At 54.6% G+C, this 16,332-nt stretch carries 9 protein-coding genes and 1 tRNA gene; 9 read left to right on the top strand and 1 reads right to left on the bottom strand.

Annotation, left to right across the window (positions count from 1 at the left end; translation table 11 throughout):
- Positions 1-359: 359 nt before the first annotated feature.
- The 9 genes from PLIM_RS05955 to PLIM_RS05915 all read left to right on the top strand — a co-directional run bounded on the left by PLIM_RS05955 (position 360) and on the right by PLIM_RS05915 (position 14,788).
- The gene (locus tag PLIM_RS05955) at positions 360-5,699 is read left to right on the top strand and encodes a DUF1549 domain-containing protein (protein WP_148226999.1); all 5,340 of its coding nucleotides are present in this window, start codon (positions 360-362) and stop codon (positions 5,697-5,699) included.
- 133 nt (positions 5,700-5,832) lie between these two features.
- The gene (locus PLIM_RS05950) at positions 5,833-7,305 is read left to right on the top strand and encodes a DUF1501 domain-containing protein (RefSeq protein WP_041401262.1); all 1,473 of its coding nucleotides are present in this window, start codon (positions 5,833-5,835) and stop codon (positions 7,303-7,305) included.
- A gap of 510 nt (positions 7,306-7,815) precedes the next feature.
- Positions 7,816-8,613 carry an alpha/beta fold hydrolase gene (locus tag PLIM_RS05945; protein WP_013109415.1) on the top strand — a complete coding sequence of 266 codons (798 nt, stop codon included), beginning with the start codon at positions 7,816-7,818 and terminating at the stop codon, positions 8,611-8,613.
- Positions 8,614-8,678: 65 nt separating this feature from the next.
- Positions 8,679-10,064, top strand: a complete 1,386-nt coding sequence (locus PLIM_RS05940) for an alkaline phosphatase family protein (protein ID WP_013109414.1) — start codon at positions 8,679-8,681, stop codon at positions 10,062-10,064.
- 68 nt (positions 10,065-10,132) lie between these two features.
- A complete protein-coding gene (locus PLIM_RS05935; protein ID WP_013109413.1) occupies positions 10,133-11,218 on the top strand; it encodes a methyltransferase in 1,086 nt (361 codons plus the stop codon).
- Positions 11,219-11,431: 213 nt separating this feature from the next.
- Complete coding sequence (locus tag PLIM_RS05930) at positions 11,432-12,931, top strand: prenyltransferase/squalene oxidase repeat-containing protein (RefSeq protein WP_013109412.1); 1,500 nt, start codon at positions 11,432-11,434, stop codon at positions 12,929-12,931.
- Between the two features lie 184 nt (positions 12,932-13,115).
- Positions 13,116-13,439 (top strand): DUF6793 family protein, encoded by a 324-nt coding sequence (locus PLIM_RS05925; RefSeq protein ID WP_013109411.1) that lies wholly within the window; start codon positions 13,116-13,118, stop codon positions 13,437-13,439.
- 75 nt (positions 13,440-13,514) lie between these two features.
- The gene (locus PLIM_RS05920) at positions 13,515-14,324 is read left to right on the top strand and encodes an SDR family NAD(P)-dependent oxidoreductase (protein ID WP_013109410.1); all 810 of its coding nucleotides are present in this window, start codon (positions 13,515-13,517) and stop codon (positions 14,322-14,324) included.
- Between the two features lie 391 nt (positions 14,325-14,715).
- Positions 14,716-14,788, top strand: a tRNA-Lys gene (locus tag PLIM_RS05915).
- Here the strand turns inward: PLIM_RS05915 and bioA are convergent.
- Positions 14,786-16,219 (bottom strand): adenosylmethionine--8-amino-7-oxononanoate transaminase, encoded by a 1,434-nt coding sequence (gene bioA / locus PLIM_RS05910; protein ID WP_013109409.1) that lies wholly within the window; start codon positions 16,217-16,219, stop codon positions 14,786-14,788. The genes PLIM_RS05915 and bioA overlap by 3 nt on opposite strands.
- Between the last annotated feature and the right edge of the window lie 113 nt (positions 16,220-16,332).

Raw genomic sequence — 16,332 nt, 5'->3', positions numbered from 1 at the left:
TTATATAGAAGTTCTTGTGCGGAATTCCTGGTCAGGGAAAAACGATCTGAAACCCTCAGAACACAAAGACAAATAAAAGTTGGCTTGAATTTTGTCAGAAGTCCGATAGCCTAAAGTGTGTTAATAGCCTGCTCGATGATTCGAGCTACCCTTTGTCAGGGATCTTCAATTTCTGTTGTGACGCATGAATCACCACAGAAAATTCTTTGGCAAAGTGGACTGGCGCCGGGTGTTCCCATGAGTTTCATGGCTCCGGCGCTGTGTGCGACATGCGATGATTCGTCATGTTTTCACACGGAGCTGGGCTGGCAAGTCGGGTATTGCCGTAGTGAGCGCGACGTCTGAGTCAGCATAAATTTGTGCTGACGGATGAAGCTTACGAGTGCAAACCGCAAGACGAGCATCATGAGGCTCAAGGGAACGGTTTCTGGTTGCAGCCAAAACTGCAACAATTGTTGACCGCTCCTTTCGGTTCCGGATGTGCCATGCCTCAACCCGCCTGCCTTTTTGGACAATCGTTCCCATCCCTTGCGGATCTGTTGTCTTTTGTTCGCAATCTTCTCTGTCGCGCCACGTTCGCCATTCTGATGGCTGCCAGCAGCATCGGACTTGCCTCGTCATGGGCAGAAGATCAGCCTAAAGAGGGTGCCGAGACCAAGCCTGTCAGCTTTCATTCTCAGATCAAGCCATTGCTGCAGTCTCGATGCTCAGGTTGCCACCAGGCGGCTAAATCGCAGGGCGAGTACATTCTCACTGATTTTGCCAGCATGATGAAGCCGGGCGAAACCGGCTCGCCCTCGATCGTTCCCGGCAAGCCCGAAGAGAGCTACCTCATTTCGCAAATCCAGCGGAATGACAAAGGGCAGGCCGAAATGCCCAAAGGCCTCCCCGCCCTTTCACAGGTGGAAATTGATCTGGTGACGCGCTGGATTCGCGAGGGTGCCAAAGATGATTCTCCACCTGCAGAACTGAGAATCTTCGATCAGGAGCATCCCCCCGTCTATAGCCGGCTCCCATTGATCACCTCGCTGGACTATTCCAAGGATGGCAAGCTCCTTGGAGTGGCAGGCTTCCATGAAGCGTTGATTCTCGACAGCACGACAGGTGCTGTGGTCGCTCGCTTGATTGGACAATCGGAACGCATTGAGACTGTCCGGTTCTCGCCTGATGGGACCCGTGTTCTCATCGTCGGTGGAAATCCTGGTCGCACGGGCGAATTCCAGATTTGGAAAACTGCAGACTGGTCGCTCGAAACGTCGGCTACAGTCACTTTCGATACCCTCTATGGCGGAAGCTGGTCACCCGATGGAAAACTCGTCGCGCTGGGCGGGGCTGATAATTCTGTCCGAGCCTTCAATGCCGCCACGGGAGAGCAGGTGCTGTTTCAAGGGGCACACAGTGATTGGGTGCGCGATACCGTCTTCAGCAAGGATGGCTCGCACTTGATTTCTGTCGGTCGCGATATGACGACCAAACTGACCGAAGTCGCCACTCAGCGGTTTGTTGATAACGTGACTTCGATCACACCCGGTGCACTCAAAGGCGGCATACAGGCCATTGCCCGGCATCCTGAGCGCGATGAGATCATTGTCGGTGGATCCGACGGTATTGCCCGCGTGTACCGTGTTTTCCGCGTGACGAATCGCGTGATTGGTGATGATGCCAACCTCATCCGGCATATGCCCGCTCTGCCGGGAAGAATCTTCTCCGTGGCAGTCAGCCCCGATGGTCAGCGTTTTGCAGCAGCCTCTTCTCTCGATGGCCAGGGCCACTGGGCGATTTATGATTACACATTTGATACGTCACTTCCTGATGACATCAAAGCAATTAATCAGAAAGTGGTCACTTCCCGGTCAGCCGAAGAGAAAGAGAAGCTCGAAAAGTACCTCACGTTGAACACGAAAGTTCTGGCCCAGGGGAGCTTGCCAGAAAGTTCGCTCTACACACTCGCCTTTTCGCCCGATGGGCAGACATTGGCAATTGGTGGAGCCGACGGTCTGCTCCGGCAGATGAACGCGACCACTGGCGAACCGACGAAAACTTTCCCAGTTGTCAATCTCGCGCAGAATGACCAGACGGCTTCCGCAGGAGCCGCCACAAAGAAGGTGGCTCCACCCGCGACAGCGAGTCAGGAAGGGCTTTCCAGCCAGGAATCTTTGCCTTCTGGCCGGACAATTGTCTCATTGTCAATGGCTCCGGAAAATCTGGAGTTCACCAGCCGTTTTTCATCTGTGCAACTGCTGGTCTTCGCCAAACTGGATAACGGCGACGTGATCGATGGCACGCGACTGGTCAAGTATTCGACAAGTCAGGCACCCTTCGTTGTCGTCTCTCCCACCGGGCTGGTCGAACCTCGCGAGACCGGTGCAGGTGAGCTCGTGATTCAATGGGGCGAACTCTCCGCCAAAACTTCGGTTAAAGCTCATTGGCCGGCCCAGGAAAGCCCGGTCGACTTTGTGCGTGATGTGAATCCCGTGTTGTCAAAGCTGGGTTGCAATCAGGGAACCTGCCACGGAGCGGCTCAAGGCAAGAATGGTTTCAAGCTCTCATTGCGAGGCTATGACCCGCTGTTTGATCTGCGGGGGTTCACCGACGATCTGGCTGGCCGACGTATCAATCTGGCTTCACCTCAAGACAGCCTCATGCTCTTAAAGCCCACGATGGTGACACCCCACGTCGGCGGACATCTGCTCAATCGCGACGAGATCTATTACTCCATTATCGAAAGCTGGATCGCTCAGGGTGCCAAACTCAATCTCTCGACGCCGCGAGTGACCTCTATCAGTCTGGAGCCCGAGAATCCTATCATCCAGAAAGTGGGCGGGCAGCAACAGTTCCGTGTCATGGCCACCTATGCCGATGGAGCACGGCGGGATGTGACTCGCGAGTCATTTATTGAGACGGGCAATATGGAGGTGGCGACCGCCAGCCGTTCGGGCCTGTTGACATCTCTGCGCCGGGGTGAAGCTCCCATTCTCGCCCGCTTTGAAGGCGCTTACGCCGCAACGACGCTCACCGTGATGGGGGATCGCACTGGATTTGCCTGGCAAACGCCTGAAAGTTGGGGTCGCATTGATGAACTCGTGGCCAACAAGTGGGGGCGAATGAAGATTCAGCCCAGCGGGCTCTGCTCAGATGCTGAATTTCTCCGCCGGGTCAATCTTGACCTGACGGGCCTGCCACCCACGGCTGACAAAGTCAGGTCTTTCCTGGCAGATCCCAGGCCCACGCGTGTCAAACGCGACGAAGTGGTCGATCAACTTGTCGGGAGCCCGGACTATGTCGAATTCTGGACCAACAAATGGGCCGATTTACTGCAGGTGAATCGCAAGTTCCTCGGAGCCGAAGGTGCGGCCGCCTATCGGCAATGGATTCGGGAACAGGTGGCTGGCAATCTCCCTTATGACGAGTTCGCCCGCAGAGTTTTGACCGCGCAAGGTTCAAACAAAGACCAGCCCGCAGCCTCATACTTCAAGATCCTGCGGACTCCCGAAGATGCTATGGAGAACACCACCCATTTGTTCCTGGCGATTCGCTTCAACTGCAACAAATGCCACGACCATCCCTTCGAAAAATGGACTCAGGATCAGTATTACGAAACGGCTGCTTATTTCGCCCAGATTGATCGCGAACGAGATCCTGCCTCGGGAGATCGCCGCATTGGTGGAACAGCCGTCGAAGGGGCCACACCTCTTTACGAGATCATCAAAGACAAGTCCTCAGGCGATGTGATACATGATCGCACCAAGGCGGTGGCACCACCTCGCTTCCCTTACGAAGTGAATGCCAACTTGCCCGAGCAGGCATCGCGTCGGGAGCAGCTGGCCGGCTGGATGACGTCCACAGACAACCGCTACTTCGCGAAAAGCTATGTCAACCGTTTGTGGGGTTACATGCTGGGTGTCGGGATCATTGAACCGATTGATGATATTCGCGCCGGAAACCCGCCGAGTAATCCCGAACTGCTCGATGAGCTCACTCGCGAGTTCCTCACGCACGGTTTCGACACTCAGCACATGATGCGGCTGATCTGCAAATCGCGCACATACCAGCTTTCTGTCGATGCCAACAAATGGAACGAAGACGACAAAATCAACTACTCGCACGCCATGGCTCGCCGTCTTCCTGCAGAAGTCCTCTTTGATTCGATCTTCCGCGGGACCGGGGCCGTATCGAAGTTTCCTGGTGTGCCGGCAGGAGCACGGGCCGCTGCACTTCCCGATTCAGGAGTCGAATTACCCAGTGGTTTCCTCAATACTTTTGGTCGCCCCACTCGTGAAAGTGCCTGTGAATGCGAACGGAGCAGCGGGTTGCAGTTAGGACCTGTCATGGCACTCATCAGTGGTCCCACAGTGGCCGAAGCGGTCGAAGATCCTGCCAACGAACTGGCCAAACTCACACAGCAGATCACCGATGACAAGCAACTGATCAATGAAGTTTTCCTCAGAATGGTCGGACGCCCTGCCACAGATGCCGAAGTCAATGCAGCTGTCGAGAGCATGAACCAGATTGCGGGTGATCATCGCAAGGTGGAAACGCTTTATCAGCAGCGCGAAGCCCAGTGGAAAGAAATCTTCTCCCGTCTGGAAGCCCAGCGTCTTGAACGCCTGGCACTGGCCGAAAAGGAGTTGCAGAGCTTTGAAGCAGAGTTTCTCCCGAAGCGCATGCAGGAGGAACAGCAGAGACAGCAGACTTTGGCTCAACAACAGGAGGCCAGCCAGAAACGCCGTGAAGAATTGAAAGAAACGCTCGTGAAAGAGTGGAAATCACCAGTTCCCATCGAACAGCTATCGCCGGCATGGCACACAGTTGTCCCTAAAGAGGCCAAATCGAGCCTGAATGCCTCGCTCACCATCCAGCCTGATCAATCGATTCTCGCTGAGAGCAAGCCCGGCAATAACCACCTCTACACCATTGTGGCAGAGACCCAGGTGCGCGGTATTACCGGCTTCCGCCTCGAAGCGTTGACGGATGTCAGACTTCCTTCGCGCGGCCCGGGTCTGGCCCCCGGCGGCAACTTTGTCCTGACAGAAATCGAAGTCGAAGCGGCACCGCTCGATAAACCGAAGCAAAAGAAGAAGCTCAAACTCAAGCGGGCCGTCGCCGATTTCTCACAGGAGAATTATGCGGTAGAAACCGCCTTCGACGGTAAACGGAACCCCAACAACAATGGCTGGGCCATTCATCCTCAAGTCGGCAAAACTCACTGGGCCACCTTCGAATTCGATCAGCCCATCGACTTTGAAGCCGGCACTCAACTGACGTTCCTGCTCGATCAGCGTTACACCGATGGTTTGCACGCCTTGGGCCGATTCCGGATCTCGCTCACGACCGCCTCCGTTCCGCTTCAGGTGGGCTTGCCGCCTCTGGTCGAAATGGCCGTGTTGAATCCAGAAGCTCGTACACCAGAAATGCAGGCCGCCCTCGAAGAATTCATCATCGCTCAGGATGAAGGACTTCGGAAAATTGAAACCGAAATTGCCAGGCTAAGTTCTCCATTACCACCTGATCCCAGGCATGTCGCACTTCAGGAGGCCGTCGCGACAGCGAAACAGCCCATCCCGGAAGATCGTCTGCTCGTCTCACGCCGCACAGATAAAGAGATGAGTACAAAGCAACTGGAAAATCTCCGGTTGACGATGGTGCAGGATGTCGCCTGGGCTCTCATTAACAGTCCCGAGTTTCTGTTTAACCACTAGACAAGATTAGGTTTTCCCAGTGTCAGTCGAGAGATTGAGTTTCACGAACTGAGAACGAGCACACTGGGTCGATCATCCAAAGAACGACTTCGAATAAACTTTTGAACCTGCAACTTTTTATGGGCACCTCGCCATGTTAGTTATCCCCGGTCAAGCTGGAAAAGATATGTGCGATCCCCATCTCGGGGTTTCGCGTCGCGCTTTGCTGCGTGTGGGCGGTACTGGCCTGTTTGGTCTTTCACTCGGTCAGATGCTGGGCCTCAAGGCACAGGCCAATGATTCGGCTCTCGCCACCGGTGGCCCGGGCTGGAACAAAGCCAAAAGCATTATTCTGGTCTATCTTCAAGGGGGCCCGAGTCATCTCGACCTGTGGGATCCCAAGGAAAATGTTCCCGATAATGTCCGCAGTGCGTTTGCCCCCATTTCGACCAAACTGCCAGGCGTCAAATTCACCGAGATTCTGCCCAAACTGGCCCAGGTGAATGACAAATTCACATTGATCCGGTCGATGAGCTATACGCCCAATGGCCTCTTCAATCACACCGCCGCCATTTATCAGATGATGACTGGCTACACGACAGATAAAGTCAGTCCTTCAGGCCAGTTGGAACCTCCTTCGCCCAAGGATTTTCCTAACTTTGGCTCCAACATCATCCGCTTGAAACCACCCAAAGAGCAGATGCTTCCCTTCGTCATGCTCCCCAGACCACTTCAGGAAAGTAACGTCGTCGGCAAAGGAGGCACGGCTGGCTTTTTGGGCAAAGCCTACGATCCTTACACGCTCTATCCCGATGGCGACGACATGGACATGGCCAAGATGGAGCGTATTCGGATTGACGATCTGCAATTGCGGCCCGAAGTTTATGCGACACGTCTCGAACGGCGGGCACGCCTCCGTGAACAGATCAATTCACTCATGCCCCGCATGGATGAAGCCGTCGCCGACTACAAACTGGGTGAATACTACGATCAGGCTCTCGGTCTGATTATCTCCGGCCGCGCCCGGGAAGCATTCGCTATTTCCACCGAAGACGATGCTACCCGCGATCTCTATGGACGCAACACCTTCGGTCAAAGCCTGCTATTGGCTCGCCGCCTGGTTGAAGCCGGGACCCGTGTGGTCGAAGTGGTCTGGCCGAAAGTGGCGAACAGCGATAATCACTCGTGGGATCATCACGTTGGTTTGACAGATCGCATGAAAAAACAGTCCGGCCCCATGTTCGATGCCGGTCTGTCAGGTCTCATTACCGATCTCGATCAGCGTGGATTGCTCAACGAAACCCTCGTGGTCGCTGTCGGTGAGTTCGGTCGCAGCCCGCAAAAGGGCGTCAGCACGTCCGGTAACGGTAACAGTGCTGATGGTCGCGATCACTGGCCTTATTGCTATACCGCCATGGTGGCCGGTGCAGGTATTACGCCAGGAGCCGTCTATGGCGAAAGTGATAAAACGGCATCAGCCCCCAGCAAGTCGCCCGTTCATCCGGCAGAACTTCTGGCCACGATCTACCACTCGTTTGGCATCCATCCGGAAACGATCGTCTACAATCACCTGAACCAGCCACGAGAGTTGGTCAAGGCCCAGGCCATTACCTCACTCTTCGTGTAAAACCTGACACACGTAACAAGCGAGAACATTCACGCGAGTGTTTCCACAGTTGCGTGATGGTTCAGATTCAGGGCGGCTCACTTCATCGAGAGTGAGCCGCCCTTTTTCATTTTATACGGATTCCAGTATTCAACTGCGCTCTTTGGTAGGGGGTGGCTGGGGTTGTGCGTCTTCGCGAACCCCCAGTCCGTGCCGAAGAGTGCTGGGGGTTCGAAGACTCAACCCCAGCCACCCGCCGCGAAGTTGATTATTGGAGTCCGTGTTACATGTTGTTTTCTGTACGTAGTAAAGACGTTCGGCAGCCAGCACTCTGATCACATCTTCTGTGGAAGTGGTTTCTCAACGCACATTGGTTGCAGTTTACGCGGCACGCGCAGGTCGGCGGGCTGTGACCATTTCCTCCATTCCCGCACGATCCATTCGGCCGGACACTTTGCCGGGGTTCCCTTGGAGCATAGACTGTAATGACTCATTGAAAGCCTGCACTCAGGGAACAGGGATTGCACCAACATGCCCTATTTTGAAACAACTGCCGGTCGAGTCTTTGCTGTCGTTCAAGGTGAAGGGCCGCCCGTTGTTCTGCTGCACGGCTTCCCTTTGACTCATCGCATGTGGCGCGAGCAGATGGTGCCGCTTTCAGCGAATCATCAGTTGATCGTCCCCGATTTTCCCGGCTTCGGGCAGACTTCGCTGGCGAAAGATAGCCTGTCGATCGATGACTATGCGATCGTCACCTTTGCCCTTCTGGATGTCATTGCCCCGCAGCAACCTGTTCATGTGGCGGGTCTCTCCATGGGAGGGTACATCGCCATGGGGATGTTGCGCCAGGCGGCTGATCGAATCCGTTCGCTGGCACTGCTCAATACGAAACGTGAAGCCGATTCCGCCGAAGCTGCCCAGAAGCGGTTGGCCATGGCTGATAAACTGCTGGTCGAAGGCAGCCGGGTGGCTGCCGAGGCCATGATGCCGATCGTGATGGCGCCGGATGTCAACGAAGACCGGCCGGCACTCTTTGATTTTGTGCGTGATCTGATGATCTCACAGGCCGCCCGTGGTTTGGCTGTCGCCCAGCGGGCCATGGCCAGTCGACCAGACTCGACAGAACTACTGGCCAAATGCTCCGTTTCTGTGCTCGTCGTGGCCGGTTCCGAGGACAAGATCACACCACCACAAGGGATGGCGGAAATGGCTCGCGATATTCCCGGCTCACAGTTCGTCACAATTGCCGATGCCGGGCATCTCTCTCCACTGGAAAAACCAGTGGCAGTGAACGAAGCACTGCTCAGCCACTTTCAAAGATGTCGGTAAACAGTCTCGAAAGTCGTCTGTTGTTCGAATCCGCCAGTCTTTCCGCCAGGACAAAGTCATCTCCTATGCCTCAGCCGCTGGTGATCATCAATGTGGTGGGTCTGACATACGAACATCTGGGTCAGCACACGCCACACCTTACGGCACTTGCCAAAGCCGGTACAGCAGCGCCCGCCAGCGGAGTTTTTCCGGCAGTCACCTGCACGGCACAGGCCTCGATGCTCACAGGTACAACTGCGACGCAGCATGGGATTGTGGCCAATGGATGGTACTTTCGCGACACCAGTGAAGTGCGCCTCTGGCTGCAATCCAATCGATTGATACAAGGGACAAAACTTTACGAGCAGTTGACATCGATTGATCCGGGCCTGACCACCGCCAAAATGTTCTGGTGGTACAACATGTATGCACCAGTCGCGTTCTCGATGACTCCCCGGCCCAGCTACCCGGCCGATGGTCGTAAAATCTTCGATTCCTATTCGCATCCCACGGAACTGCGCGATGTTCTCCAGAGCAAACTGGGGGTCTTCCCTTTGCAATCCTTCTGGGGGCCAATGGCGGGAATCGAAAGTTCCCGCTGGATTGCCACAGCCTCCATCGAAGTGATGAAGAGTTATCGACCGTCACTGACATTGGTTTATCTGCCCCATCTGGATTACGACCTCCAGCGATATGGCCCGCACGATCCTCGCATTCAGAAAGCTTTGCAAGAAGTCGACCTCGAAGCGGGACGTGTCATCGAGGCTGCCCGAGAATCTGGTGCCGAAATTCTGGTTGTCTCGGAGTACGGGATTACGGAAGTGTCAAAACCTGTGCACATCAATCGTGTGCTCCGAGAGGCTGGCCTGCTGGTCGCTCGCCGCGAGCCATTAGGATATGAAACCCTCGATTGTGGCGCTTCGCAGGCATTTGCTGTCAGTGATCATCAGGTGGCCCATGTCTACGTTCGAGACGCGTCGGATATCCCGAGAGTCAAAAAACTTCTGGAGCAGACTGAAGGCATTGAGCGCGTGTTAGACGAAGCGGGTAAAGTCGAGTTGGGAATCGCCCACGAACGCTCTGGCGAACTGGTGGCGATTGCCGCACCACAGGCGTGGTTCACGTACTATTTCTGGCTCGATGATCATCTGGCACCGGATTATGCCCGCACGATCGACATCCATCGTAAACCTGGTTACGACCCCACAGAACTGCTGCTCGATCCGCAACTAAAGTTCCCGAAGCTGCGCATCATCCGGCGTCTGCTCCAGAAAAAACTGGGCTTTCGTTACTACATGGACGTGATCGGACTGGATGCCTCCATCGTTAAGGGTTCGCATGGAAGGCTCGCGACGAAAGGCCGCGAACCCGCGGAAGGGCCGGTCATGATTGCTTCCAGACCAGACATTCGCTCTGAGAACTGGAGTCTGCTCGATGTCCCTCAAATTGCCCGAGCCTTGATGGGCTTGTAATGCGCAGACCTGCTTTTGCAGTCGACAAAATCACAACCTGAGTTGATCATGGAATACTGGAGTTCGGCATGGCAGTGAAAGATGCACTACGGTTTCCACCGACAGATGTCACGCCGATTTTTGATCTCTTTCGAGGCAACTTCGCGACAGAACTTCTGGCAGCTTCCGTCGCCCATTTGCATGTGTTTGACATTTTGAACGAGAGTCCTTTGTCGTTGGACGAATTGCAGAGGCGCCTGGTTCTGTCCGAGCGAGCGACACAGGTGCTTGTCACCGGCCTTTGTGCCATGCAACTGCTCACCAAACGTCTGGCTGGCGAGATCGACTTGACACCTCTGGCAAGAAATCATCTGGTCACTACCAGCCCCTTCAGTGTGGGTGGCTACATTTCGCTGGCCGCACAATCAGCTGGCACACTGGCATTGGTGGAAAGATTGAAGTCCGACCGGCCTGAAGGAGCGGAGAGTGAACAGGGGGCCGCTTTTATTTTTCGTGAGGGTTCCGAATCGGCCATGGATCGCGAAGACTCCGCCCGGTTTTTGACGTTGTCTCTGGCCGGCCGGGCGTGGAACGTAGCTCCCCGGTTTGCAGATGTTCTTCCCGCAGGCCAACCTGGAAAAATTCTCAAAGACAATTCTGGCAGTTCTGGTCGAGTTCTGCTGGATGTTGCTGGCGGCAGTGGGATTTACACTATGGCAGTTCTGCAGAAGTACCCCACCTGGAGAGGCATCATTTTTGATCGCCCCGAAGTGCTGAAAATAGCCGCTGAGTTGGCGGAACAAACGGGGGTTCGCGATCGATTGGAATTGCATGCCGGGGATATGTGGGTCGATCCCTTCCCACCGGCTGACGACATATTGCTCTCGAATGTGCTGCACGATTGGGATCGCCCCCAGTGTGCTCGTCTGGTGGCGAAGGCCACTTCCGGATTGCCGGAAGGTGGCCGCCTGCTGATTCATGATGTGCTGTTAAACAGCGATTTGACGGGCCCGCTGGAAATTGCCCTCTATTCGCTGGCGCTTTTTTCGCTGACGGAAGGCCGGGCCTACAGTCTGGAAGAATATCGTGGCTGGATCGCTGGGGCTGATTTAAAATACGTGGATTGCATTCCGACATCAGCACATGGCCACTTGATTCTGTCGGAGAAGGTTTGATCTGCAAAAAAGATGACCATTGATCATCAATTTGACGAACAATCGACGTATCTTCAGGGTAAGAGGCTAAGGATGGGTGCTTGACCCCTCAGTCGAAGCTTCGTAGCATCAATAAACATCAGTAATCTTTGATCAATTTCATATCTGTCGGCGATTCGCCATCTGGTGGAACTCCTCATCACTGGGGCTTCCACAGAACAGGAATACTTTTGCATGGCCACAACGATCCAGAATTCTGGTGCAGTTCGGACTCCCGAACGTACTTCCGTAACGGCTCGCCTCGAGGGTGCACAGACCAAGGGTGCCAAATGGTCTGAAATCGCCGTGACAGTCGGTGTGAGTACCTTTTTGCATGCCATCGTTCTGTTTTTGTGCGCAATGATTGTCTTTGACAATCGTCAACTGGAAGAAATCTTCACCACGATTGCTTCGATCAATGAAGTCGAGCCAGAGCCGATTACCGAAACGTCGCTGATTCAACCCGAAGAAATCATTCAGACGAATGTCGATCCCAATCAGTCGGAATCGAATGCGCTCGATGTAGCGGATGTCCCGGTCGATATGCCGAACATCAACGATCTGGATCCCTCGATGGTACTCGACTCGGTCGAGGCCGATAGTGGCTTGAACATCAAGATTGGCGATGCGATGGCCGGTCGTTCCGCAGCAGCCAAATCTCAACTGCTGAAGGAGCAGGGTGGGAATGATGCCAGTGAGGCCGCCGTTCTGACCGGGCTCAAGTGGCTGGCCAATCATCAGGCCGACGATGGCAGCTGGAACTTCAATCATGTCGGTACGAAGGGATGCGATTGCAGTCAGCCAGGAACCTTAAAAGCCTGTAAAACCGGTGCGACAGCCATGGCCATGCTCGCATACATGGGTGGTGGGCATACCCACAAAAAGGGCGACTACCAGAAGGAGATGAAGGGAGCCGTCGACTTCATGATCAAGAGTCAGAAGGTGACTCCCGAAGGCGGCGATTTCCGAGGGATTGTCTCCAGTAACGAAGGCTTTTATACCCAGGGGCTGGTCACTATCGCCCTTTGCGAAGCTCTGGCTCTCACCAAAGATGAGCGCTTACGGACACCCGCCTTCAATGCTGTCAAATTCATTGTCAACGCTCAGAATCCCAAAGATGGCGGCTGGCGATATCAGCCGCGCCAGGCCGGTGATACATCAGTCGTGGGTTGGCAGGTGATGGCTCTCAAAAGTGCTCAGATGAGCAAGATCAAGGTCCCTCCGCAAACCTTCCGGGGTGCCGAGAAGTTCCTCGATGCCTGTGCGAAGAATGGTGGCTCTCAGTACACCTATGTTCCTGGAACTGGTGATGCCAAAAATTCAATGACGGCCGCTGCACTCCTCTGCCGCATCTATATGGGGTGGGAACCCAATAAGCCCGCACTTAAGGAAGGTGTGGCTCATCTGGATAAAGCCAAACCGGCTAAGGGAGACATGTACTACAACTATTACGCCACACAGGTCATGCACCACTGGGGTGGGCCTGAATGGCAGCGATGGAACGCGGTCATGCGTGACCAGCTTGTCAAAACCCAGTTAAAACAGGGACATGCCACCGGCAGCTGGAACGTCGCTGATCCTCACGGCGGCTCGGGCGGTCGGCTCTACATGACCTGCCTCGCCGTCATGACTCTCGAAGTCTATTACCGCCATTTGCCCATCTATCAGCGGGAAAATGTGAAGGTTGACTTCTGATTCCTTCAACCTGAAATTGAGTATTCGAGTTCGCGTATTCGAAGCGTTTCGATTTCGCCCGGAAAATCAGGTTGGTACTGGCCTTTAAACTTCCGTTCACGCAGAGTGTGGCGATCAGTGGAGCAAATACGACTGGTGCCTTATACTCCTTCCCAGAGATACCGGGACGTAAAGAGGCCGCAAGATGCCACTGTTTGAAATTGAGACGTCGGCACACATCATGGTCGCCTGGACAGAATCCCGCGAGGATGCCGAGGCATTGACACAAGAGACTTTTCCTGACGAGGAAATTCTCCGTATCGGTCGGCGGCCGCGGGATGCGTGGGTGATTTCCAAAAGACTGCTGGGATTAACTGGCCCTGCCTCACCCAGTGAAATGGCGCGCGATTGCCTCGCCAAATCTCATGGCAACAAAATCGAAGCCATCCACTTGTATATGGTCGGCATGGGAGTTTCGGAAGATGAAGCTCAACGAGCCATCGAGACCAATATGTCACTGGGTTGGTGAGGCTCCTCCAGGAGTTTCTTGTTGAATCCGTTTCCCCGGATTTCATGATCTGCATCAGGGTGGAGTAGTTCGTCCATGAGTCGGTTGCTTGAAGGCAAGGTCGCGCTGGTCACGGGTGCAGGGCGAGGCTTGGGCCGCGCGTTTGCCGAGCATCTGGCCAAACTCGGATGCCATGTCGGAATCCATGGCCTGCGGGAGAATGGCCCCTCCGAATACGGCGAAGGGACAACTCTGACACATACGGCCACAGAGATTGCAACGGCATACAGTACAAAAACTTATCGTGTTCTGGGTGACCTCACCGTCGAGGCCGATGCCACTCGCGTCGTTCAGGAAGTGACTTCTGAATTGGGGCCGATTGATATTCTGGTGCACTCGGCTGGTGGAGATATCGCCGCCGCCGGTGGAAAGCCCAATCCCAACGATGCGGTCATGATCAAAGCCATCGATGTCCGTTCGGTGCTGGATCGAAATCTGATGAGCACCATCCATATCTGCCAGCAGGTGGCCCGCGGAATGATGGAGCGACGACAGGGCCGCATCATTACCATCAGCTCGATCGCTGCATTCCGGGGAAATGCCAACAGTGCCATTTATTCAACTGCCAAGGCGGCTGTGGTCGAGTACACGCGTTGCCTTGCCGAACAGCTCCGGCCGTACGAAGTGACCTGCAATTCTCTGGCGCCCGGCGATACGCGAACAGGTCGATACCTGGGAACACGAACGGTCGATCAGAGTCGTCTGGTCGAAGCCGGTACGCTCGATCGAATTGGCCTGGTTGAGGAAGTGGCCCAGGTGGTGGAGTTCTTTGCCGGCCCGTTAGGACAATTTGTGACGGGGCAGGCCTTGCGTGTTGATGGCGGCAGCCAGATCTGGCCTGCCTGATTCCTTATGGTTGGGCATCAGATGAGCTGACGATTCGGTCACTGGGTGATCCGCGATCCCGTCGAAAAGCTTCCTCTTTGAAAGCGAATTTCAGCAGCCTGCCAGCCCTGCTCTATGATTTTCATCGAATCGTTCTGAGAAACGTTACTGATGACACGTCAATTCCTCAGGCAAAATCGGTTCAAAATGCTCTTGTCGTGCGATGATCCGCACATTTTTTATGATTTGTGGCTGGTTGGTTTTACTCTGTGAGATCAGCGGCTACACTCGTCATCTTGGCCACTCATGGCCATGCCGTGGTTTCATCGCCAGCAGGTTGGAATCAATCAGAATTGATGAATTCGCCCTGATTTGTCGAATTGTCATTCGCGGCCTAACATTCTGCAGATATGAGAGCGTAGCTCAGTCGGTAGAGCAACGGACTTTTAATCCGTAGGTCGAGGGTTCGAGTCCCTCCGCTCTCACTCCATATTTTTGACTGAATGTTCGGAGGATTGAGTCCTTCCCATGCTCTTGAGTGGCTGAAGTCTGGATGTCACTTCCGCAAGGCTCTCCTCAAGACCATTGAGTAACTCTTCAACCAGATCGACGGGCATCGCGGGTGCCGGGTAGAGGATGACAGAGTCTCCAATGTTTCTCTGGATGATCCCTCGCTTTCGGCAGGCCAACGTGACCTGGTGACCAGCACGTAGTTCGGCCGGATACGGCGTCATGGGCTCACGATGGTGCACCAGATCGATAGCCATCATCGTCCCCAGATGTCGAATCTGATCGACGTGCTGTAACCACGCCGGTGCCGATGATTGCCACTCTTGAATTCGCTGTCTCAGGCAGCGTTCAATCTCACGGGCGTTTGCAAGCACATCTTTCGTTCGCATGCGCCGTATCGATGCGAGCGCCACAGCACATGCCAGCGGATTCCCGGTGTAAGTATGGCCGTGGTAGAAGGTGCGGCCTTGCCAGGGTTCACCAGCAAAACATTGGAAGATTTCCTCAGTCGCTAATGTCGCTGCCAGTGGCAGGTAACCTCCGGTCAGCCCTTTCGACAAGACCAGCAGATCAGGTGCAACCGCTTCGTGCTCACAGGCCAGCATCTTGCCGGTACGACCAAATCCGACAGCAATTTCGTCGGCAATCAACAGAATGCCACGTTCCGCCGTCATCTTGCGAAGTGCCTGCAGATAGCCTGGAGGATGAACCAGAATTCCCGCGGCGGCCTGGACGAGTGGTTCGACAATCACTGCCGCCAGTTGATCACGTTGCTGATCCAGCAATTGTTCGGTTTTTGCCAGTATGGTTTCGAGGGGTAGAAATTCAGGGCTGTTGGTCAATGCCCGTGCTGGTGTGGGAAGTTTCAGGGCTGGAAATGTCATGCCGCCAAACAGGCTGTGAAAGACATCAATTCCGCCCACGCTCACGGCACCTACTGTATCTCCGTGATAGCTTTGTTCCAGACAGGCGAACAACCGGCGATCTTCCGATTGAGCTTTCTGGCGATGGTATTGCCAGGCAATCTTCAGAGCTGCTTCCACGCCAGCCGCACCACAATCCGTATAGAAAACTTTGGTGAGACCCGGCGGAGCGAGCGCCACAAGTTCTTCTGCAAGTTCTATGGAACTGGAGTTCGCAATCCCCAGCAAAGTGGAGTGGGCCACACGCTCGATCTGGCTGGTTAAGGCGGCATCCAACTCAGGGACGCGATGCCCGTGAATATTGCACCAGAGCGAAGAATGCCCATCGAGATATCTGTTTCCCTGACTGTCAAACAGAGAAAAGCCCTCCGCATGGGTGATGATGGGGGCTTCTTCAACAGTGTAGGAAGACATGGCTGTAAACGGATGCCACACATGGGCATTATCCGCAGCTCGAAGCTGTAAGTGGTGATCAGAATCCATCAGACCATTCGATGTTTGTGGTGCAGACCCAGAGCTTTCAGCGCCTGTTTTCAGAATCACTGAAAGATCTGGCGTGTGAAAAATTGTGACACCATCCAGATTATCGCAACAGC

Origin of the sequence: Planctopirus limnophila DSM 3776 (assembly GCF_000092105.1) — a bacterium.
Taxonomy (GTDB): domain Bacteria; phylum Planctomycetota; class Planctomycetia; order Planctomycetales; family Planctomycetaceae; genus Planctopirus; species Planctopirus limnophila.
Note: the sequence above shows the minus strand (reverse complement) of the source record. Positions and strands in the feature narration are given on the sequence as shown.

Coding starts and splice junctions, on each gene's coding strand:
- PLIM_RS05950 (WP_041401262.1), top strand. CDS start 5,833: ATGTTAGTTATCCCCGGTCAAGCTGGAAAAGATATGTGCGATCCCCAT.
- PLIM_RS05945 (WP_013109415.1), top strand. CDS start 7,816: ATGCCCTATTTTGAAACAACTGCCGGTCGAGTCTTTGCTGTCGTTCAA.
- PLIM_RS05940 (WP_013109414.1), top strand. CDS start 8,679: ATGCCTCAGCCGCTGGTGATCATCAATGTGGTGGGTCTGACATACGAA.
- PLIM_RS05935 (WP_013109413.1), top strand. CDS start 10,133: ATGGCAGTGAAAGATGCACTACGGTTTCCACCGACAGATGTCACGCCG.
- PLIM_RS05930 (WP_013109412.1), top strand. CDS start 11,432: ATGGCCACAACGATCCAGAATTCTGGTGCAGTTCGGACTCCCGAACGT.
- PLIM_RS05925 (WP_013109411.1), top strand. CDS start 13,116: ATGCCACTGTTTGAAATTGAGACGTCGGCACACATCATGGTCGCCTGG.
- PLIM_RS05920 (WP_013109410.1), top strand. CDS start 13,515: ATGAGTCGGTTGCTTGAAGGCAAGGTCGCGCTGGTCACGGGTGCAGGG.
- bioA (WP_013109409.1), bottom strand. CDS start 16,219: ATGGATTCTGATCACCACTTACAGCTTCGAGCTGCGGATAATGCCCAT.